The organism is Pseudomonas sp. G3-19 (assembly GCF_054855875.1).
Genome location: NZ_JBMPIQ010000003.1, coordinates 2,719,859 through 2,741,028 on the forward strand (window position 1 = coordinate 2,719,859; position 21,170 = coordinate 2,741,028).

15 protein-coding genes and 2 pseudogenes are annotated in these 21,170 nt (G+C 61.4%); 9 read left to right on the top strand and 8 right to left on the bottom strand.

The window, feature by feature from the left end:
* Nucleotide 1: 1 nt before the first annotated feature.
* The 8 genes from ACOYXI_RS12570 to edd form a co-directional block, all read right to left on the bottom strand.
* Nucleotides 2-847 carry a carbohydrate ABC transporter permease gene (locus ACOYXI_RS12570; RefSeq protein ID WP_007969317.1) on the bottom strand — a complete coding sequence of 282 codons (846 nt, stop codon included), beginning with the start codon at nucleotides 845-847 and terminating at the stop codon, nucleotides 2-4.
* A complete protein-coding gene (locus ACOYXI_RS12575) occupies nucleotides 840-1,748 on the bottom strand; it encodes a carbohydrate ABC transporter permease (RefSeq protein WP_007917874.1) in 909 nt (302 codons plus the stop codon). The genes ACOYXI_RS12570 and ACOYXI_RS12575 overlap by 8 nt, the downstream gene beginning before the upstream one ends.
* A 140-nt stretch (nucleotides 1,749-1,888) precedes the next feature.
* On the bottom strand, nucleotides 1,889-3,190 hold the full coding sequence (locus tag ACOYXI_RS12580; RefSeq protein WP_027612563.1) for an ABC transporter substrate-binding protein: 1,302 nt from the start codon (nucleotides 3,188-3,190) through the stop codon (nucleotides 1,889-1,891).
* A 118-nt stretch (nucleotides 3,191-3,308) separates the two neighbouring features.
* On the bottom strand, nucleotides 3,309-4,568 hold the full coding sequence (locus ACOYXI_RS12585; protein WP_461674903.1) for a D-mannose isomerase: 1,260 nt from the start codon (nucleotides 4,566-4,568) through the stop codon (nucleotides 3,309-3,311).
* Between the two features lie 295 nt (nucleotides 4,569-4,863).
* Nucleotides 4,864-6,333 (bottom strand): ATP-binding protein, encoded by a 1,470-nt coding sequence (locus ACOYXI_RS12590; RefSeq protein ID WP_134787168.1) that lies wholly within the window; start codon nucleotides 6,331-6,333, stop codon nucleotides 4,864-4,866.
* Complete coding sequence (locus ACOYXI_RS12595) at nucleotides 6,323-7,054, bottom strand: response regulator (RefSeq protein WP_007917879.1); 732 nt, start codon at nucleotides 7,052-7,054, stop codon at nucleotides 6,323-6,325. The genes ACOYXI_RS12590 and ACOYXI_RS12595 overlap by 11 nt, the downstream gene beginning before the upstream one ends.
* A gap of 214 nt (nucleotides 7,055-7,268) precedes the next feature.
* Entirely contained in the window at nucleotides 7,269-8,228 is a 960-nt protein-coding gene (locus tag ACOYXI_RS12600) for a glucokinase (RefSeq protein WP_461674904.1), read from the bottom strand.
* The gene (edd, locus tag ACOYXI_RS12605; RefSeq protein WP_461674905.1) at nucleotides 8,225-10,051 is read right to left on the bottom strand and encodes a phosphogluconate dehydratase; all 1,827 of its coding nucleotides are present in this window, start codon (nucleotides 10,049-10,051) and stop codon (nucleotides 8,225-8,227) included. Before edd ends, ACOYXI_RS12600 begins: the two co-directional genes overlap by 4 nt.
* A gap of 220 nt (nucleotides 10,052-10,271) precedes the next feature.
* On the opposite strand from edd, the gene gap reads away from it, so the two are divergent.
* The 9 genes and pseudogenes from gap (at nucleotide 10,272) to ACOYXI_RS12650 (ending at nucleotide 21,139) form a co-directional block, all read left to right on the top strand.
* A complete protein-coding gene (gene gap, locus ACOYXI_RS12610; RefSeq protein WP_095137054.1) occupies nucleotides 10,272-11,273 on the top strand; it encodes a type I glyceraldehyde-3-phosphate dehydrogenase in 1,002 nt (333 codons plus the stop codon).
* Between the two features lie 191 nt (nucleotides 11,274-11,464).
* Nucleotides 11,465-11,983, top strand: a complete 519-nt coding sequence (locus ACOYXI_RS12615; RefSeq protein WP_027612557.1) for an RNA polymerase sigma factor — start codon at nucleotides 11,465-11,467, stop codon at nucleotides 11,981-11,983.
* A gap of 124 nt (nucleotides 11,984-12,107) precedes the next feature.
* Nucleotides 12,108-13,073 carry a FecR family protein gene (locus ACOYXI_RS12620; RefSeq protein WP_134787170.1) on the top strand — a complete coding sequence of 322 codons (966 nt, stop codon included), beginning with the start codon at nucleotides 12,108-12,110 and terminating at the stop codon, nucleotides 13,071-13,073.
* 122 nt (nucleotides 13,074-13,195) lie between these two features.
* The gene (locus ACOYXI_RS12625; protein ID WP_461674906.1) at nucleotides 13,196-15,781 is read left to right on the top strand and encodes a TonB-dependent receptor; all 2,586 of its coding nucleotides are present in this window, start codon (nucleotides 13,196-13,198) and stop codon (nucleotides 15,779-15,781) included.
* Between the two features lie 112 nt (nucleotides 15,782-15,893).
* On the top strand, nucleotides 15,894-16,490 hold the full coding sequence (locus tag ACOYXI_RS12630; protein WP_135296414.1) for a biliverdin-producing heme oxygenase: 597 nt from the start codon (nucleotides 15,894-15,896) through the stop codon (nucleotides 16,488-16,490).
* A gap of 163 nt (nucleotides 16,491-16,653) precedes the next feature.
* Nucleotides 16,654-17,049 carry a YbaN family protein gene (locus ACOYXI_RS12635; protein WP_097085930.1) on the top strand — a complete coding sequence of 132 codons (396 nt, stop codon included), beginning with the start codon at nucleotides 16,654-16,656 and terminating at the stop codon, nucleotides 17,047-17,049.
* A gap of 672 nt (nucleotides 17,050-17,721) precedes the next feature.
* A pseudogene (locus tag ACOYXI_RS12640) lies at nucleotides 17,722-18,738 on the top strand (methyl-accepting chemotaxis protein); the annotation flags it as partial.
* A gap of 330 nt (nucleotides 18,739-19,068) precedes the next feature.
* Nucleotides 19,069-19,596 (top strand): annotated as a pseudogene (locus tag ACOYXI_RS12645) (methyl-accepting chemotaxis protein); the annotation flags it as partial.
* Nucleotides 19,597-19,792: 196 nt separating this feature from the next.
* Nucleotides 19,793-21,139, top strand: a complete 1,347-nt coding sequence (locus ACOYXI_RS12650) for a CoA transferase (protein ID WP_461674907.1) — start codon at nucleotides 19,793-19,795, stop codon at nucleotides 21,137-21,139.
* Nucleotides 21,140-21,170 lie beyond the last annotated feature (31 nt).

Here is a 21,170-nt window from a genome sequence, read left to right on the forward strand (position 1 = left end):
ATTACCCCTTGACTGCGCCGGCCGTCAGCCCGCGCACGAAATACTTGCCTGCGACCACATAGACCAGCAGGGTCGGCAGGCCGGCGATCATCGCCGCTGCCATATCCACGTTGTATTCCTTGGCGCCGGTGCTGGTGTTGACCAGGTTGTTCAGCGCCACCGTGATCGGTTGCGAATCACCGCTGGAGAACACCACACCGAACAGGAAGTCGTTCCAGATCTGGGTGAACTGCCAGATCAGGCAAACCATGATGATCGGGGTCGACATCGGCAGAATGATCTGCCGGAAAATCGTGAAGAAACCCGCGCCATCCAGCCGTGCAGCCTTGATCAGCGCATCGGGAATGCTCACGTAGTAGTTACGGAAAAACAGCGTGGTAAACGCCAGACCATAGACCACGTGAACGAAGACCAGGCCGGTGGTGGTGCTCGCCAGGCCCATCTTGCCGAGGGTGAACGAGGCTGGCAGCAGCACGGTCTGGAACGGCAGGAAGCAGCCGAACAGCAGCAGACCGAAGAACAGCTGCGAACCGCGGAAGCGCCAGAACGACAGCACGTAGCCGTTCAACGCGCCGATGGCAGTGGAGATGACCACGGCCGGCACGGTGATCTTGATCGAGTTCCAGAAGTAGCCGTCCACCGTGGCCCAGGCCTTGACCCAGCCGATGCCGCTGACCACGGTCGGCCAACTGAGCAGGTTGCCGGTGCTGATGTCTTCCGGGGTCTTGAAACTGGTCAGCAGCATCACCACCAGCGGAATCAGGTACAGCAGGACCGCGAGGATCAGCACCGCGTAGATCGCGACGCGACTCAGGCTGAAAGCGGGTTTGGCAGCGAGACTAGTCATTACGCTTGGTCCTCAGCTCGGAGTACAGGTAAGGCACGATGATCGCGAGAATCGCACCGAGCATCAGAATCGCACTGGCCGAGCCCATGCCCATCTGGCCGCGACTGAAGGTGAAGGAGTACATGAACATCGCCGGCAGGTCGGAGGAATAACCCGGGCCACCCGCCGTCATCGCCGCGACCAGGTCGAAGCTCTTGATCGCGATGTGCGCCAGAATCATCACCGCACTGAAGAACACCGGACGCAGGCTTGGCAGCACGACTTTCCAGTAGATGGTCGGCATGCTCGCGCCATCGATCTGCGCGGCACGAATGATCGACTGATCGACCCCACGCAGGCCGGCAAGGAACATTGCCATGATGAAGCCCGAGGCTTGCCACACAGCAGCGATCACCAGGCAGTACACCACGCGATCCGGGTCGATCAGCCAGTCCAGACGGAAGCCTTCCCAGCCCCAGTCACGCAATAATTTGTCCAAGCCCATGCCCGGGTTGAGCAGCCATTTCCACGCGGTACCGGTGACGATCATCGAGAGTGCCATCGGGTACAGGTAAATGGTGCGGATAAAGCCTTCGCGACGGATGCGCTGGTCGAGGAACACTGCCAGCAGCACACCGATCACCAGGGTGATGCCGATGAACATGCCACCGAACACTGCAAGGTTCTTGCTCGCCACCCACCAGCGATCGTTGTCGAACAGCCGCGCGTATTGCGCCAGGCCGGCCCACTTGTAGTTGGGCAGGAACGTCGAGGTGGTGAACGACAGCACGAACGTCCACAGGATGTAGCCATAGAAGCCCACCAGCACGATGAACATGCTCGGCGCCAGCACCAGTTTCGGTAGCCAGCGCTGCAGTGCATCGAACGGCGAGGCTTTGCTGAACACAGCAACAGAACTCATGGGGAAATCCAGAATAATTATGTACGAGGGCATTCCCCTTGTAGGAGTGAGCCTGCTCGCGATTGCGGTGTGTCAGTTGATGAATCCTTTACCTGACAGATCACTATCGCGAGCAGGCTCACTCCTACAGGGGCCAAGGATTACTTGGCCGACTGAACCGCCGCGCCCAGTTTCTTGGCCGCATCGGCCGGGTCGGCTTTCGGGTCGTTGATGTAGTTGGTCACGACATCAAAGAACGCGCCCTGCACCGCCAGCGTGGTCGCCATGTTGTGCGCCATGCTCGGCTGCAGGCCACCGGACTTGGCGTCTGCCAGGAAGTCCTTGGCAGCGGTCTGCGCGCAAGAGTCGAAACCGAGTTTGTCCATGTTGTTCAACATGTCGTTACGTACCGGGATCGAGCCTTTGTTGATGCTGAAGACTTTCTGGAAGTTTTCACCCAGCACGACTTTGGCGATGTCCTGCTGACCGGCCGCAGTGCCTTTGTCTTTCTGCTTGAACACCGCGAGGGAGTCGATGTTGTAGGTGAATGCCTTGTCGGTGCCAGGGAACGCTACGCACTCGTAGTCCTTGCCGGCGACTTTCTTGGCGGCGGTCCATTCGGACTTGGCCCAGTCACCCATGATCTGCATGCCGGCCTTGCCGTTGATGACCTTGGCCGCTTCCAGGTTCCAGTCCTGACCCTTGCCGTCCTGGTCCATGTAGGTCGCGACTTTCTTCAGCTCGGTCAGCGCCTTGACCATTTCCGGACCGGTCAGCGCTTTGTTGTCCAGATCGACCAGGGCTTTTTTGTAGCCATCAACGCCCATGACCGAGAGCACCACGGCTTCGAACACGGTGCTGTCCTGCCAAGGCTGACCGCCGTGGGCCAGCGGGATGAAGCCCGCAGCCTTGAGCTTGTCGCCGGCGGCGTAGAATTCTTCGAGGGTGGTCGGGTTCTTGGTGATGCCGGCCTTTTTGAAGACTTCCGGGTTGATCCACAGCCAGTTCACCCGGTGAATGTTCACCGGTACGGCCACGTAATCACCGTCGTACTTCACGGTATCGGAGACTTTCTTGTCGAGCAGGCTGTCCCACTTCTCTTCTTTGGCCACGTCCTTCAGGACGTCGGTGTCGAGCAGACCGGTGGAAGCCCACTCCTGGATGTCCGGGCCCTTGATCTGGGCGACACCCGGCGGGTTACCGGCAACGGCGCGGCTTTTCAGCACGGTCATGGCCGTGGCACCGCCACCGCCGGCGACAGCGCCGTCTTTCCAGGTGAAACCGTCTTTTTCAACTTGCGCCTTGAGCACATCGACAGCGGCTTTTTCGCCACCGGACGTCCACCAGTGCACGACTTCGACCGAACCTTTGGATTCGGCAGCGGAAACACTGAGAGGCAGAATTGCGAGCGGGAACAGGGAGGCGACAGAAATGACAGTAGCGAGGCGAGAAATCGCATTCATCTGAGATGTACCTTTCTTGTTGTTATGCATGCAAGTCTGGTGCTTGCGCTGCACAGGAGTTTAAACAGGGCGATTCCCTTCGCAGGTAACGAAGGGACGCGCAAATGTCACCACATGGTTACACAGGAACAGGCCGGGATATTTGCGCCAGAGCTGTCGCCATACTCGGTGACAAGGGTAGACGAGGGATCAATACCGCCTGCCAGGCATGATACAGATCGGGTTTGCCCGGCCAGATATCGGCGCTCGGACGGTTTTGCGGATCGAGTTCGTGATGCCAGCTGCCGTCGCAGCGATCGATGAAATGGCCTTCACAGAATTCCCAGAACCGCCGGTACCAGGTTTCGTATTGCGCATCACCGGTGCGTTTGAGCAAGGCGCTGGCCGCCGCGCTGGCCTCGGCATGGGTCCAATGCAAGCGATGACGCACCACGGCTTTGTTGCCCCAGTCGAGGGTGTAGACGATCCCCGGGGCGCCATCGACGTCCCAGCCGTGTCGGCAGTTCTGCTCGAAGAGTTTTTGCGCGTCGGTCGCCAGCCAGCCCGGCGTGAGCATCCCGGCCTGGACCCGCGCCGCTTCCAGATGCAACAGCAGCCGCGCCCACTCGAAACCGTGGCCCGGGGTGGTGCCGTAAGGGCGGAAGCCGTCAGCGGGATTGTCGTGGTTGTACTCGCGCAGCGGTTGCCAGTCGCGGTCGAAATGCTCGATGACCATGTAGCCGTTGGCGGCGGCGTGACCGTGGATCACCCGCTCGACGATGCGCTGCGCACGTACCAGCCAGCGCGGATCTTCAGTGACATCGGCCAGCGCGAGGAACGCTTCGGTGGCGTGCATGTTGCTGTTGGCGCCGCGATAGGCCTCTTCTTCGCGCCAGTCGCGATTGAAGAATTCGCGCATGGCGCCCTCTTCTTCGCTCCAGAAATAGGTGTCGATGATGTCGATCGCGTCATCCAGCAGCGCCTGGGCGCCGGGACGCTGCGCGACCACCGCCGAGCTGGCCGCGAGCGCGACAAAGGCATGCAGATAGGCGTTCTTGCCGGTGTTGCCATCGCGGTGTTCAGCGACCGCAAACCAGCCGCCGTGCAGCGCATCCCGCAACGGGCCGCGCAGGGCCGCGATGCCGTGATCGACCAGTTCGGCAAACCCCGGCAGCCCCTGAATATGGGCCATGGCGAAACTATGGGTCATGCGCGCGGTGTTCATGGTTTCGGCTTGCGCATGCGCCGGCAGATGGCCGCGTTCGTCGAGGTTGCCGAAACCTTCGGGCAGTTTTGCCGCTCTGGCGAATGCCAGCAGGCGCAGACCTTCGTCGGCGAGCCATTGCTGGTGGGCAGGGGCATTCAGCCAACTGCTGAAGTCTGGGTGAAAGGTGTCCATGAGTGGCCCTTTTTTGTTGTTATGACTGCGGGGAGTCTAAACAACGGGTCGGGGTGGGCTTGTAACGAAGGGGGCGGGGTTTGTCACCAGGCTGTGACAAAGAGCAACCCCTCACCCCAGCCCTCTCCCAGAGGTAGAGGGGGCCGACCGAGGGGTATTGAAGAGTTACGCCGACCTGAAAGTTTTTCAGCGAATCCATAATCGACACGGTGTTTCAGGTCGATGTATGACGCAAGACAACTCGGTCAGTCCCCTCTCCCTCCGGGAGAGGGCTAGGGTGAGGGGCTCTTTTGATCTAATCCGCCGAACGCGGCAACTGCAGGGTCACGCGCAACCCGCCCTCACGCAAATTCTGCAACGTCACCTCACCGCCATGGCTGTGAGCAATGTTGCGCGCAATGCCCAAACCGAGACCATAACCCTGCTGCTGCCCGGCCAAGCGAAAGTGCGGCTCGAACACCTGCTCCAGCCGCTGCTCCGGCACCCCTGGGCCTTCGTCGTCGACGTGCAGGACAAACGCGCGCTCATCGTCATCGATGTGCAGATGTGCGTTTTGTCCGTACTTCAATGCGTTGTCGATCAGGTTGCCGATGCAGCGCTTCAACGCCAGAGGTTTGCCTGGATACGCCGCCAGCGCCTTGCCCTGCTGGGTCACGCGGCCATTGCCGTTGGGCGCCAGGTACGGTTCCACCAGGCAGTCGAGCACATGATTGAGATCCACCGGCTCGATGTTCTCGTGGATGTCGGTGTCTTTCACGCACTGCAGCGCGCCTTTGACCAACAACTCCAGTTCATCCAGATCGCGACCGAACTTGGCCTGCAACTTCTCGTCTTCGAGCAGTTCGACTCGCAAGCGCAGGCGGGTAATCGGCGTGCGCAGGTCATGGGAAATCGCGCTGAACAACTGGCTGCGTTCGGTCAGGTAACGGCTGATGCGTTCGCGCATGGTGTTGAACGCACGGCCCACTTCCACCACTTCGCTGCCGCCGCCCTCGGCCACCGGCTCGACATCGGCACCCAGCGACAGATCCCGCGCCGCCCGCGCCAGACGCTTGAGCGGCCGGCTCTGCCAGTGCACCAGCAGGCCGATGAACAGCAGCAAAAAGCCGCTGGTGAGGACGATGAACCACACCTGCTGTGCCGGCAGGCCTTGCTCTTCGAGACTGGTGTAGGGTTCGGGCAGCAACGAGGCGATGTACAGCCATTCGCCCGGCGCCATTTGAATCTGCGTGACCAGCACCGGCGGATTCACCGGTTCCAGCGTCAGTGCGTAATGCGCCCACGAGCGCGGCAGCTCATCGAGTTTCAGCCCGGCATTGAAGATCCGCAGATCCTCGGGGCTGACGAAGGTTACCGAGATATCGGTATCGTGGCCCAGCGACTGGCGCAACACTTCGTCCACCGCTTGAATCACCGCAGCCTTGCGCGGGGTGATCGGCAGCACGTCCATACCCAGCGGCTTGTCGTTGAGCGTCACCACAAAACGGGTGCCGCCCATGCTGCGCAACTGGTCGAGTACCAGCGGCCGGTACGCCACCGGCAACGAGCGGAAATAGCTGACGCTGGCGGTCATCGAATGGGCCAGGCTGCGGGCGCTGGTGACCAGGCCTTCGAGCTGGGTGGCGCGCAGTTGCGAGACCCAGATCACGCTCGACAACGTCTGCGCAAACAACACCGCCAACAAGGTCAGCAGCAGCATCCGCCCAAGCAGCGAACGCGGCACCGGCACCTTGCTGGCGAGCCGGCGCAGCGACTCAGTGAGCATTGCCGGCAACCACATTGGCTGCCAGTTGGTAGCCGCTGCCGCGCACGGTGCGGATCAGTCGTGGCGGTTTTTCTGTATCGCGCAGACGTTGGCGCAAGCGGCTGACGGCCATGTCGACAATCCGGTCGAGCGGCATCAGGTCACGGCCACGGGTGGCGTTGCCGATGGTGTCGCGGTCGAGAATTTCCTGCGGATGATCGAGAAACAACTTCAGCAGCGCAAAGTCGGCACCGGAGAGAATCACCTCTTCGCCGTCGGTGTGGAACAGTCGATGACTGACCATGTCCAGCCGCCACTCGTCGAAGGCCAGTACGTCGCTACCGCTGCGTTCCTGACCGAACTGCGCGCGACGCAGCAGCGCCTTGATTCGGGCTTGCAGTTCGCGGGGGCTGAAAGGTTTGCCGAGGTAGTCGTCAGCGCCGAGCTCCAGCCCGATTACCCGGTCGGCTTCGTCGGAACTGGCGGTGAGCATGATGATCGGCACCTGCGCCTGGCGCGGATGCTGGCGCACCCACCGGCACAGGCTGAAACCGTCTTCATCGGGCAGCATCACATCGAGGATCACCAGATCGCTCGGCGCCTCGTTGAGTGCCTGGCGGAAACTGGCGCCATCGGCGGTGGCCCGCACCTGAAACCCGGCGCGGGTCAGGTAGGTTTCCAGCAACTCGCGTATTTCCTGGTCGTCATCGACCAACAATATCGACTTGTTGACTGAGCTCACTTCGAAGGCATCCTTGTTGTTGGAATTGGGGCGGATTATGCCTTAAGCATCGAACTTGCAAACACCACAGAACCACTGTGGGAACAAACCTGTGGTGAGGGGATTTATCCCCGATGGGTTGCGCAGCGACCCTGGAAAAACCGGGCCTGCTTCGCAGGCCATCGGGGATGAATCCCCTCGCCAAAAAGGCTCGCTCCCACAATTGGATTGCATTTCAGGTCGGGATTGCTTGTTCCAGTGCGACACCGGCACCCACCAACCCGGAATACGGCGCCGTCACCAGCCACACCGGAATGCCCTTGAAGTAATCGCTCATGCAGCCCTTGTCGGCGAAGCTGCGGGCGAAACCGCTGTTGACGAAGAAGTCGGCAAAGCGCGGAATCACCCCGCCTACGATGTACACGCCGCCACGACCACCGGTGGTCAGCACGTTGTTGCCCGCCACACGACCGAGCCAGCAGCAGAATTGTTCCAGCACTTCCAGCGCGATCGGATCGCCAGCCAGGCCGGCTGCGGTGATCGCTTCCGGCGTATCGAGTGTCGGCTCATACCCATCCACCGCGCAGATCGCCCGATACACCCGAGGCAAGCCGCCGCCGCTCAACGCAGTCTCGGCGCTGACGTGGCCGATCTCGTTGTGGATGTGCTGCCAGAGCTGGGTTTCACGCGGACTGCTCAGCGGCAGATCGACGTGTCCACCCTCCCCCGGCAACGCGGCAAACCGGCCTTCGCCGAGATCGAGCAAGGTGCCGACGCCCAAGCCGGTGCCCGGGCCGATCACCACCGCCGGGCGCAAAGGCTCCGGCGTGCCTTCGCAGACCACACGGAATTCGCCGGGCTGCAAGCGGGTCATGCCCAGCGCCATCGCCGAGAAGTCGTTGATCAGCAGCAACTGCTCGACCTGCAAGGTTTTGCAGAACGCCGTGCGGCTCAGGCGCCAGTGGTTGTTGGTGAATTTGAATTCATCACCACTCACCGGCCCCGCCACCGACAGGCACACCGAACCGATCGAACCCGGCGCCAGACCGAGGCCGCTCAGGTACAGGCTGATCGCCTCTTCCGGGCTGGCATGGTCGGCTGTCGCCAGCACCTGAACCGATTGCAGTTGCTGGTTTTTCCACAACGCGAACCGCGCGTTGGTGCCTCCGATATCACCGACCAAAGCCAGTTTCAATTAAGCGTCTCCAGGGCAGAAGTGAAGGCGCTGGCGCCCTGCTCCGCCGAGCTGAAGGCCAAACGCATGAAGCCAAACAGTTCGCGACCGCTGCCGATGTTGTTGCCCAACAGGCCTTTGGCAGGTCCGCGCGCTGCAAATTCGGCGGCGTCGACCTTGAGTTCCAAAGTGCCTTTGACGCCATCGACGCGGATGATATCGCCCTCTTGCACCCGCGCCAAAGCACCACCGACATAAGCTTCAGGACTGACGTGAATCGCCGCCGGGATTTTCCCCGACGCGCCGGACATGCGCCCGTCGGTGACCAGCGCGACTTTGAAGCCGCGATCCTGCAGCACGCCGAGGAACGGCGTCATCTTGTGCAGTTCCGGCATGCCATTGGAGCGCGGGCCCTGGAAGCGCATCACCGCGACAAAATCTTTCTCCAGCAAACCGGCCTTGAACGCATCGGCCAGATCCTGCTGATCCTGGAACACCATGGCCGGTGCTTCGACAATCTGATTTTCCAGCGCCACGGCGGAAACCTTCATCACCCCGCGACCGAGGTTGCCTTCCATCACCCGCAAGCCACCCTCGGCGGAGAATGCACGGGCAACCGGGCGCAGGATGTTTTCGTCGAGGCTTTCGATCGGGCCTTCGCGCCACACCAGCTCACCGTTATCGAGGAACGGCTCTTTGGTGTAGCGGCTCAAGCCATGGCCGAGCACGGTGTTGACGTCTTCGTGCAGCAGGCCCGCTTCAAGCAGCTCACGGATCAGGAACGACATACCGCCAGCGGCCTGGAAGTGGTTGATGTCGGCTTTGCCGTTCGGGTAGACGTGGCTCAGGGTCGGCACGACTTCGGAGAGGTCGGCCATGTCCTGCCAGGTCAATTGAATACCCGCGGCCATGGCGATGGCCGGCATGTGCAAGGTGTGGTTGGTCGAGCCGCCGGTGGCGTGCAGCGCGACGATCGAGTTGACCAGCGCCTTCTCGTCGACGATTTCGCCGATCGGCATGAAGTTGCCGTTCTGCTTGGTAAGGCGTGTGACCTGATGCGCGGCTTCGCGGGTCAGGGCATCACGCAGCGGAGTGTTCGGGTTGACGAAAGACGCGCCCGGCAAGTGCAGGCCCATGACTTCCATCAACAACTGGTTGGTGTTGGCGGTGCCATAGAAGGTGCAGGTGCCCGGGCTGTGGTAGGACTTCATCTCCGACTCCAGCAGCTCTTCGCGGGTCGCCTTGCCTTCGGCGTATTTCTGCCGAACGTCGGCTTTTTCCTTGTTGGAAATTCCCGAAACCATCGGCCCGCCCGGGACGAAGATCGTCGGCAGATGGCCGAAGCGCAGCGAGCCCATCATCAGGCCTGGAACGATCTTGTCGCAGATGCCGAGCATCAGCGCGCCGTCGAACATGTTGTGCGACAGCGCCACCGCCGTGGACATCGCGATCACTTCGCGGCTCGGCAGGCTCAGCTCCATGCCCGGCTCGCCCTGGGTCACGCCGTCGCACATTGCCGGCGTACCGCCGGCGAACTGGCCGACCGAGCCGATTTCGCGCAAGGCGTTTTTGATCTGCTGGGGAAAGACTTCGTACGGCTGGTGCGCCGAGAGCATGTCGTTATACGAAGAAACAATGGCGATGTTCGCCGAGTTCATCATCCGCAAGCTGTGCTTGTCTTCGCTGCCGCACCCGGCCACGCCGTGGGCGAAGTTGGCGCATTGCAGCTTGCCGCGCATCGGCCCGTCGGTAGCAGCACCGCGAATCAGTGCAAGGTAAGCCTGACGCGTGGCGCGGCTGCGGGCGATAAGCCGTTCGGTGACCTCAAGAACGCGGGGATGCATGTGTAGAACTCCAGGCTAACGGATGTGGCGACCTGATTGTCTATGCTGATCAAACGCCGTTGTTGTTGGAATGACAGACGGCTTTTTTGACCATTCGGACCAGTTGATTCAGGTCACTCGTTGTAGATAAAACAAAATATTGCCACTAAAAAGGCTTGTTTTCTATTTTTATGCGAATAATCTTGTAATTCCAACAACAAAACGACGGCGGCGCTGTTCAATGACTCTTCGAATCGCAATCAATGGTTTTGGCCGCATCGGCCGTAATGTCCTGCGCGCACTGTATACCCAAGGCTATCGACAGGATTTGCAGATCGTCGCCATCAACGATCTGGGCGACAGCGCCATCAATGCCCATCTGCTCAAATACGACACCGTTCACGGCACATTCGACGCCGAAGTGGCCCATGACAATGAGAGCCTGACGGTCAATGGCGACCGCATTGCGGTCAGCGCCATTCGCAACCCGGCCGAGCTGCCATGGGCGGCGGAAAAGATTGATGTGGTGTTCGAATGCACCGGTCTGTTCACCGACCGCGCCAAAGCGGCTGCGCATCTTACTGCCGGCGCGCGCAAAGTCATCATCTCGGCCCCGGCCAAAGGCGCCGACGCTACGGTGGTTTATGGTGTGAACCACGACATTCTGCGCCAGTCGCACCAGATCATCTCCAACGCTTCGTGCACCACCAACTGCCTGGCGCCAGTGGCGCAGGTGCTGCACCGCGAGCTGGGGATCGAAAGCGGCCTGATGACCACGATTCATGCCTACACCAACGACCAGAACCTGACCGACGTTTACCACACCGACCCGTACCGCGCGCGTTCGGCCACGCAGAACATGATCCCGAGCAAGACCGGCGCCGCTGAAGCGGTAGGCCTGGTGCTGCCGGAACTGGCGGGCAAACTGACCGGCATGGCGGTGCGCGTGCCGGTGATCAATGTGTCGCTGGTGGACCTGACCGTGCAGTTGAAGAAGGAAGCCACGGCCGACGAGGTCAACGCGCTGATGAAAGCCGCCAGCCAGCATTCGAAAATTTTGGGTTACAACACGTTGCCGCTGGTTTCCAGCGACTTCAACCACAACCCGCTGTCGTCGATCTTCGACGCCAATCACACCAAAGCCAGCGGCAAACTGCTGAAGGTGCTGGCCTGGTACGACAACGAATGGGGCTTTTCCAACCGCATGCTGGATAACTGCCTGGCGCTCTGCAACGCGGAATAATCCCCTCCTCCCATGTGGGAGCGGGCTTGCTCGCGAAGGCGTCGTGTCAGGCAATTGATGTATCGACTGACTCACCGCATTCGCGAGCAAGCCCGCTCCCACAGGTTTCTGATTTCAATCTGAAATCAACACTTGACCACTCGACTAGATGATAAGCATTATCATTCGCTCGAAATGGATCAGGTTTCCCCGTGAGTCAATCGCGCTTCAATCATGTCTTTCTCTCTCAGCGCACGTCCCTGCTGCGCACGATCGAGCGCATGGTCAACAACCACAGCACCGCCGAAGACCTGTTGCAGGAAACCTACCTGCGCGTGACGCGGGCGTTGAGCGAGCGCGCCATCGATCACCTTGAACCCTTCGTGTTCCAGACCGCGCGCAATCTGGCGCTGGATCACCTGCGTGCGCGCAAGATCCATTCGCGCACCATGGTCGATGACGTGCCACAGGACGTGGTGCACAGCGTCGCCGCCCCCGCCAGCAGCGCCGAAGACGCCGCCCACGCCGAACAATTGCTGGAGCGCCTGAACGTGAGCCTCAGTCAACTCAGCCCGCGTCAGCAGCAGATTTTCATCCTCAGCCGCCTGCACGGGCACAGCTACCAGGAAATCGCCGACGAATTGAATGTGTCCCTCAGCACCGTGCAGAAGGAACTCAAGCTGATCATGTCGATCTGCATCGGTGTCGCCGAGCGCTTGAATGGCGATTGAGGCCAAAGGCGTTTGCTGTCATCCACAGGATCGACTGCACTGATCATTGGGCTTTGCTACCCTTGCCCGACTTTTACGCTTCACTAAAAAAACAGCCGTGCACAGACACTGCCGAGGAAACACCGTGACGGACACCCACCGCTCGCCTTCGCCCGCAACGGCGCAGGACGCCGCCCGTGCAATGGACCAGGCTCTGGACTGGCTCATCGTGCTCGGCAGTGCGGACGAAGAGCAGACCCGGCAATTTCACGCATGGCTGGCGGCCGATCCGTTGAATGCCGAGGCGTTCGCCAAGGCTCAGGCGATCTGGGACGGGCCGCAAGTCGCCCTATGCGCGCAAAGCCTCGCGGCCAAACCGGCGAAAGTCACCGTCCTCAAGCGGTTGCGTCCGCACTGGAAACCGTTGGCCACCGCTGCGGTGCTGATTCTGGGCCTGTTCAGTTTCAGCAATCTGCCGATGCGCCTGCAGGCCGATCACCTGACCGTGGTCGGCGAGCGTCAGCGCCTGCAACTGGAGGATGGCTCCAAAGTGTTGCTCAACACCAACTCGGCATTCTCCAGCACCATCAATGACCGGCAGCGCGTGGCGCGGCTGTATCAGGGCGAAGCGTTTTTCGAAGTGGCTGCCAACCGTGGCCAGCCGCTGCAAATCGATGCCGGCCCGGTGCAGGCCAGCGTGCGCGACACCGCGTTCGCCGTGCGCTATCTGGACGGCGTCGCGCAGGTCAATGTGCAACGCGGTGATGTCGATCTGCGCGCCACGCACAACGACGCACGAGTGCGTTTGAGCGCCGGCGAAAGCATTCGCATCGGCCCCAACGGTTTCGATCGTCCGGCCAAGCTCGATGCCGCCACCGATCTGGCCTGGGTTCAGGGCCGACTGGTGTTCGAGAACTGCCCGTTGAATCAGGTACTGGCCGAATTGCGCCGCTACTACCCGGGCTGGATCATCAACACCAACGAGCAGTTGGCCGACGTCAACGTCACCGGCAACTACCGCCTCGACCAGCCGCTGGACGTGGTGCGTTCCCTCGCCCACATCACCTCGGCGCGCCTGCAGGAATTCCCCGCGCTGGTGATCCTGAACTAAATGAGAATTATTTTTACTCGATAGCCAAAGCCCGTTCGTCTCGTTATAGCCAATGCAATTGATTCGCATCTTCGGAGACGGATCAGCACCTATAAAGATTCGTGCGACACGGAGCGCTATCGATGTCCTCTCGCCTTACCCGCCAGACTGCTTCCCCTTCCCGCGTATTGTCGCTGCTGACGGCCGCCATCCTCATGGCCGGCACCGCACCGCTGATGGCTGCCAGCGAACAACCGGCGCGCAACATGGGTGATTATTCGTTCTCCATCGGCCAGCAACCGCTGGTGTCGGCGCTCAATGCCTTCACCAGTGTGACCGGCTGGCAGGTCGGCTTGCCGGCAGAACTGGGTCAAGGCGTGTCGTCGCCGGGCGTGCGCGGTTCGCTGCCGCCGGAAAAAGCCCTGGAGCGCCTGTTGGTGGGGACCAACCTGAGCTTCCGCAAGCTGAGCAACAACAACGTGGTGCTGGAAAAGCGCAATAACAGCGGCGCGCTCAATCTGGATCAGGTGACCATCAGCGCCACCCGCCAGGAACAGTCGGTCAACAGCGTGCCGGCCACCGTCACCGTGCAGACCCGCCAGGATCTGGATCGCAACAACGTCAACACCATCAAGGATCTGGTGCGCTACGAGCCGGGCGTGTCCGTCGGCGGCGCCGGCCAGCGTGGCGGTATCAGCGGCTATAACATCCGCGGCATCGACGGCGACCGCATCCTGACGCAGGTTGACGGCGTCGAAGTGCCGGACGGTTTCTTCAATGGCCCGTACGCCAAGACCCAGCGCAATTACGTCGACCCGGAAATCGTCAAACGCGTGGAAATCCTCCGTGGCCCGGCCTCGGTGCTGTACGGCAGCAACGCCATCGGCGGCGCCGTCAGCTACTACACCCTCGACCCGGACGACATCATCAAGCCCGGCAAAGACGTCGGCGCTCGCCTCAAAACCGGTTACAGCTCCGCCGATGAGAGCTGGCTGAAATCCGCCACCGTTGCCGGCCGTGCCGAGCAGTTCGACGGCTTGCTGCACTTCAGCCAGCGCGACGGTCACGAAACCGATTCCTACGGCAGCAACAACGGCACGGGCCTTGCGCGCACCGCCGCCAACCCGGAAGACGTCAAAGCGACCAACGTACTGGCGAAGATCGGCTGGAACTACAACGAAGATTCGCGTTTGGGCCTGACCTACGAGAAGTACAAGGACGATCGCGACACCGATCAGAAAAGCGCCTACGGCGGCCCGTACTTCAATGGCGCGCCGACCATTCCCAACAGTGTGCTGCCCGGCGGCATGTACCAGTGGCGTACCGGCAACGACACCATCACCCGCGAGCGTTTCGGCCTGGAGCACAGCTTCGCCCTCGACAGCCTGCTGGCCGATAACGTGAAGTGGAGCCTCAATCACCAGATCGCCAAGACTGACCAGAGTACCGAAGAGTTCTACTACCCGATGACCCGTAAAGTGCTGCGCACCCGCGACACGATCTACGAGGAAAAACAGTGGGTATTCGATGCGCAGCTGGACAAGGCCTTCGCCATCGGTGACACCGATCACGTGCTGACCTACGGCACCACGATCAAACAGCAGAAAGTCACCGGTTCGCGCAGCGGCGACGGCAAGTGCCTGGCAGTCGGGCGTGGTTGCACCGCCATCGGCGCCACCAGCGCGGCGGACGTGCTGAAAAAATCCAGCGACTTCCCGGACCCGACCATCAACACCTACAGCCTGTTCGCCCAGGATCAGATCAGCTGGAACCAGTGGACCTTCCTGCCGGGCCTGCGCTACGACCACACCCAGCTCAAGCCGCGCATTACTCAGGAATTCCTCAACACCGTGGCGGCCGATGGCAACGGCACGGTCAGCGACGCGAACAAGAGCTGGCACAAAGTCTCGCCCAAATTCGGCCTGACCTATGCCCTGACCGACAATTACACCTGGTACGGCCAGTACGCCGAAGGCTTCCGCACACCGACCGCGAAAGCGTTGTACGGGCGCTTCGAAAACAGCACCACCGGCTACAACGTGGCGCCGAACCCGAACCTGGAACCGGAAAAAAGCAAAAGCTATGAAACCGGCCTGCGCGGCAACTTCGAACAAGGCTCGTTCGACGTGGCGGTGTTCTATAACAAGTACCGCGATTTCATCAACGAAGACGCGGTCACTCCCGGTTACGACGAGCTGACCTTCCAGTCGAGCAACATCAAGCACGCGACCATCAAGGGCGCCGAAGTCAAAGGTCGCCTGAACCTCGATGCGTTCGGCGCGCCGCAGGGCCTCTACACCCAAGGCTCGATCGCCTATGCCTACGGTCGCAACAACGACAACGGCGAGCCACTCAACAGCGTCAATCCGCTGACTGGCGTATTCGGTCTGGGTTACGACCAGGACAATTACGGCGGCCTGCTGAGCTGGACCGTGGTGAAGAAAAAGGATCGCGTCGACGACAGCAACTTCAAGTCGCCGGATGGCGTCAGCAGCCAGTTCAAGACCCCTGGCTTCGGCATTCTCGATCTGGCCGGCTATTACAAAGTCACCGACGACGTCACCGTCAGCGGCGGCATCTACAACCTGACCGACAAGAAGTATTGGCTGTGGGATGACGTGCGCGGTTACGACAGCGTCGGCGAAGCCTCGGTGACGCAACCGGCCAACCTCGATCGGCTGACCCAACCGGGCCGCAACTTCGCGATCAATCTGGTCTGGGACATCTGATCCGGACGGCCCTGCGACGCGCATTGTTCAGCGCGTCGCAGGGCTTTTTTTTACGGTTTGGCACCTGCCCGTTCGTCTCGTTATCAAGCGCCTCTTTTATCAAGGACACCCCATGACCACATCGGAAAAAGCCCTGCGTTCACAACGCCTGAACCAGATCACCCACGAGCCGCACAGCAAGCTCGACGCCCTGGTCAAGGCCCACGCGCCGTTCGAAACCCGCGCCAACTTCGCGCGTTTCGTGGTCGCGCAGTACCTGTTCCAGTCGGAACTGGTCGATCTCTATAACAATGCCGAACTGACTGCCATCGTCCCGGATCTGCCGGCCCGTTGCCGCGCGGATGCGGCCAAGGCTGACCTGGCGGATCTCGACACCGACATCCCGGCACCGGTGGCCGGTGCGCTGAAAAACCCGAGCAAGGCCCGTGCATTGGGCTGGATTTTCGTCTCCGAAGGTTCGAAGCTCGGCGCTGCGTTCCTGATCAAACGTGCGGTGGCGCTGGAGCTGAGCGAAACCTTTGGTGCCCGTCACCTGGGTGAACCGGAAGGCGGCCGTGCCGAAGGCTGGAAAAGCTTCGTGCGCACCCTCGATTCCCTGCCGTTCACCGCCGAAGAGGAAGCCGAAGTCGAGCAAGGCGCAATCGACGCGTTCAACCGCTTCACCGTGCTGCTGGAACAGGCTTACGCCACAGAAGCCGAACCGGCCTGACCCAACACAAATCCCTACTGTGGGAGCGGGCTTGCTCGCGAAAGCGCTGTGTCAGCCACCTCATATGTCACTGACACACCGCTTTCGCGAGCAAGCCCGCTCCCACATGGGAACAGCGCGAGCCTGTAGAATCCCCGATTCGCCTCACTGCAACCCCGAGCCCATGCCGCAACCCGCCACCTCGAAACTCGCCCGTCTGCTGTTCGGCCTGCTGGCCTACGTCAGCCTCGGCATTGGCCTGATCGCCATCGTCGTGCCCGGCCTGCCGACCACCGAGTTCATCCTGCTCGCCGCCTGGGCCGCGACTCGCAGCTCGCCGCGCCTGAGCGCCTGGCTGGAAAACCATCGGCTGTTCGGGCCGATCCTGAGCAACTGGCGCAACGGCAAGATCATCGCGCGCAAAGCCAAGGTCAGCGCCACGATCAGCATGCTGCTGTGCGCGACGTTGATGCTGGTAATGCTCGATCACGGCTGGCCGGTGTACCTGGCGATTGCCGGGATGAGTCTGGGCAACCTGTGGATCTGGTCGCGCCCGGAAGCGCTCCCCTCCTCTTCCTGACCTCCCACTATGCTTTGTGGATGTGGCTTTTGTGGTGAGGGGATTTATCCCCGATTGGCTGCGCAGCAGCCACTAAATCAGGCATCCGCAGAGTTTCAGTTAAAACTGGTTGTCAGGTTTTGGGCCTGCTGCGCAGTCCATCGGGGCGGTGCGACGTTTCGCTAAATCCCCTCACCACAAAGCCTCATCACCAGCATTTCCTCAGCGTTCATCAGGCTGAAACTTCCCTGTAATTAATCGCCTTTTCAGCACATTCCCCTGCGCAAACGTTTAGCGCTGACCGTTCGTCGGCAAGCGCCTCATGCCCTCTCGCTGCGCGCCGATGAGCAATGCATGGCGCTGAATGGATTTGGCGAACCGGGTAGTTCATCCCGTGGCCACCTGCTCATTCATTCACGAGATCGCCCCATGTTCGACTCTCTCTCCATTCGCCTGAAAATCGTCCTGCTCTCCGGCCTGTGCCTGCTGGGTGTGGTTGCGCTGATCGTCGGCATGAACATTTACCAGACCAACCAGAACGACGATCTGGTCAGTGACTCCAGCAGCAAGATGCTCACCGCCAGTGTGCAGAACCTGTTGCAGGCCAAGGCGGCCGAACAAGCAGTGCGGGTGCAGAAGACCTTTGGCGAAAGTCTGACGGTGATCACCGCGCTGGCCGATCAGATCAAGGACATGCGCGCACTGGCCGCCAAGCGTTCGCTGGACGCCGGGGCCCTGCGTGAAGAGTTGAACCAGAGCCTGAAAACCGCGTTCGAGCGCAACGACAAGGTACTCGGCATCTGGCTCGCCTTCGAACCCAACGGCCTCGACGGCAAGGACAGCGAGTTCGTCAACGATGCCGCGCGTCAGTCCAATGAAGCCGGGCGTTTTGCAACTTACTGGAGCCGCGCTGCCGGCTCGGCGCTGAACACGATCATGGTCGAAGAAGACATGACCAAGACCACCCTCAGCGTCAGCGGCACGCCGTACAACAGCTGGTACACCTGCCCTCGTGACAACAAGCGTACTTGCCTGCTCGACCCGTATGCCGACACCGTGGGCGGCAAGGAAATGTTGATGACCACCATTTCCGTGCCGTTGATCGTCGACGGCAAGGCCATCGGCGTGGTCGGTGTCGACATCGCCCTCGATGCCCTGCAAGCGGCGGCGGTGGAGTCCCAACGCAACCTGTTCAACAACGCCGGGCACATGCTGATCGTTTCGGGCAGCGGCGTGCTCGCTGCTGACAGTTCCGATGCGACCAAGGTTGGTAAAAAGATCAGCGATACCCTCGGTGCCGATGGCAAGGATCTGCTGCAACTGGTCAGCAGCGGCACGCCGAAGATTCTCGAACAGGGCGAGCTGATTCGCGCGGTGTATCCGGTCGATCCGATTGGCAACTCGCGGGCCTGGGGTGTGGTCATCGACTTGCCGAAACAGGTGCTGCTGGCCGACTCGGTCAAGCTGCAAGCGGTACTCGACGATGCGCAGGAAACCGGTGTGCTCACTGCGTTGCTGGTGGCGGTGGTGGCCGGTCTGGTCGGTCTGCTGCTGATCTGGCTCACCGCCTCGGGCGTGACCCGGCCGATCAACAGCGTCGCCGAGATGCTGAAGAACATCGCCAGCGGTGAAGGCGATCTGACCCAGCGCCTGAACTACAGCAAAAAGGATGAGCTGGGCGAACTGGTGAACTGGTTCAACCGCTTCCTCGACAAGCTGCAACCGACCATCGCCCAGATCAAGCAGAGCATCACCGAAGCGCGTGGCACTGCTGATCAGTCTTCGGAAATCGCCCGCCAGACCAGCGAAGGCATGCAGGTGCAGTTCCGCGAAATCGATCAGGTCGCCACCGCCTCCAATGAAATGAGCGCCACCGCCCACGACGTCGCCAACAGCGCGTCGAACGCGGCCAACGCCGCCAAGGGCGCCGATCAGTCGGCCAGGGACGGCATGTCGATCATCGAGCGCAGCACCCGCGACATCAATCAACTGGCCGATGAAGTCAGCAAAGCGGTGACCGAAGTCGAAGCGCTGGCGGTCAACAGCGAGCAGATCGGTTCGGTGCTGGAAGTCATCCGCAGCATCGCCGAACAGACCAACCTGCTGGCGCTCAACGCCGCCATCGAAGCCGCCCGCGCCGGGGAAAGCGGTCGTGGTTTCGCGGTGGTGGCCGACGAGGTGCGCAACCTCGCCAAGCGCACTCAGGATTCGGTGGAAGAAATCCGCATCGTCATCGAACGCATCCAGACCGGCACCCGTGGCGTGGTCGCGACCATGCATTCGAGCCAGACCCAGGCGCACAACAACGCCGGGCAGATCCGGCAGGCGGTGGATGCGCTGGGCAAGATCAGCGATGCGGTGACGGTGATCAGCGACATGAACCTGCAGATCGCCAGCGCCGCCGAACAGCAGAGCGCCGTGGCCGAAGAGGTCAACCGCAACGTCTCGGCGATTCGCACCGTGACTGAAACCCTGACCGAGCAGGCCACCGAGTCGGCGGCGATCAGCAGCCAGCTCAATGCCCTGGCCAGTCAGCAGATGAAGCTGATGGATCAGTTCCGCGTCTGAAATCCACCACAGTCCCCTTGTGGGAGCGGGCTTGCTCGCGAATACGGTGTGTCAGTCACTTTATATGGCGCTGATACACCGCATTCGCGAGCAAGCCCGCTCCCACAGGGATTTGTGTTGACTCAGGAGATGAGGGTTTTCATCTAAGCCGAGATTTTTTTGCACTATCATCGCCCTCTCTCCCGGAGGGCCTTCGATGACTGATTTACTCACGTCCATTCAAGCCGCACTCGGCTTGCCCCACACGCCGATTCCGTTCACCGCCAGTGGCGCCCTGCCCTCGGCGTTCGCCGTCAGCGACCTGGCCTGCGCGAGCATCGGCGCTGCCGGTCAGGCCGTCAGCGAACTGCTCCGGCAACAGACCGGGCACTTGCCCGCCGTGGAAGTCGATCGGCGTCTGGCGTCGTTCTGGTTTGCCACCTCGTTGCGGCCGATCGGCTGGGAAGTCCCGCCGCTGTGGGATCCGATTGCTGGCGACTACGCAACCGAAGACGGCTGGATCCGCCTGCACACCAACGCCCCACATCACCGTGCTGCGGCTGAAAGCGTGCTCGGTGCCTGCGCCGATCGCGCTGCCATGGCGGCGAAAGTCGCGCAATGGCGCAGCGCCGATCTGGAACAAGCGGTGGTCGATGCCAAGGGCTGCGCCGCCGAAATGCGCAGTTGGGCGCAGTGGCAGCAGCATCCGCAAGGGATGGCAGTGAATGCCGAGCCGCTGGTGCATTTCATCGATTCGCAGGATGAAATCACCCACCCGTGGCAAAGCTCGGTGGCGCAACCGCTGGCCGGGCTCAAGGTGCTCGACCTGACCCGCGTGCTCGCCGGCCCCACCGCCAGCCGTTTTCTCGCAGGCCTCGGTGCCAACGTGCTGCGCATCGATCCGCCGAGCTGGAACGAGCCGGGTGTCATTCCCGACATGACTCTTGGCAAACGCTGTGCGCGGCTGGACCTGCAGCAACCGAGCGATCGCGCGGTGTTCGAAATCCTGTTGAAGGACGCCGACATTCTCCTGCACGGCTACCGTGCCGATGCCCTGGAACACCTCGGTTTCGGCGCCGAACGCCGTCGACAACTGGCGCCGGGGCTGATCGACGTCTGTCTCAATGCCTACGGCTGGAGCGGCCCATGGCGCAACCGGCGGGGTTTCGACAGCCTGGTGCAGATGAGCAGCGGCATCGCCGAGGCCGGACAGCGCTGGAAACAGGCTGACAAGCCGACGCCGCTGCCAGTGCAGGCGCTGGATCACGCGACCGGGTATCTGATGGCGGCGAGTGCGATCACATTGCTCACTGAACGTTCGCGCAGCGGTCGCGGCGGTTCTGCACGCTTGTCACTGGCGCGCACCGCCAAGTTGCTGATCGAGCACGGACCGGGAACGAGCGAAGCGTTGCGCGTCGAGGATAAACAGGATCAAGACTCGCGGGTGGAGCAGACCCCATGGGGGCCGGCGCACCGCTTGCTGGCACCGGTGACGATCAGCGGGACGCCGCTGCAGTGGGCGTTGCCGGCTACTGAATTGGGTTCGCATCGCGCGCAGTGGTGATGACCATTCGGGCCTCTTCGCGAGCAAGCCC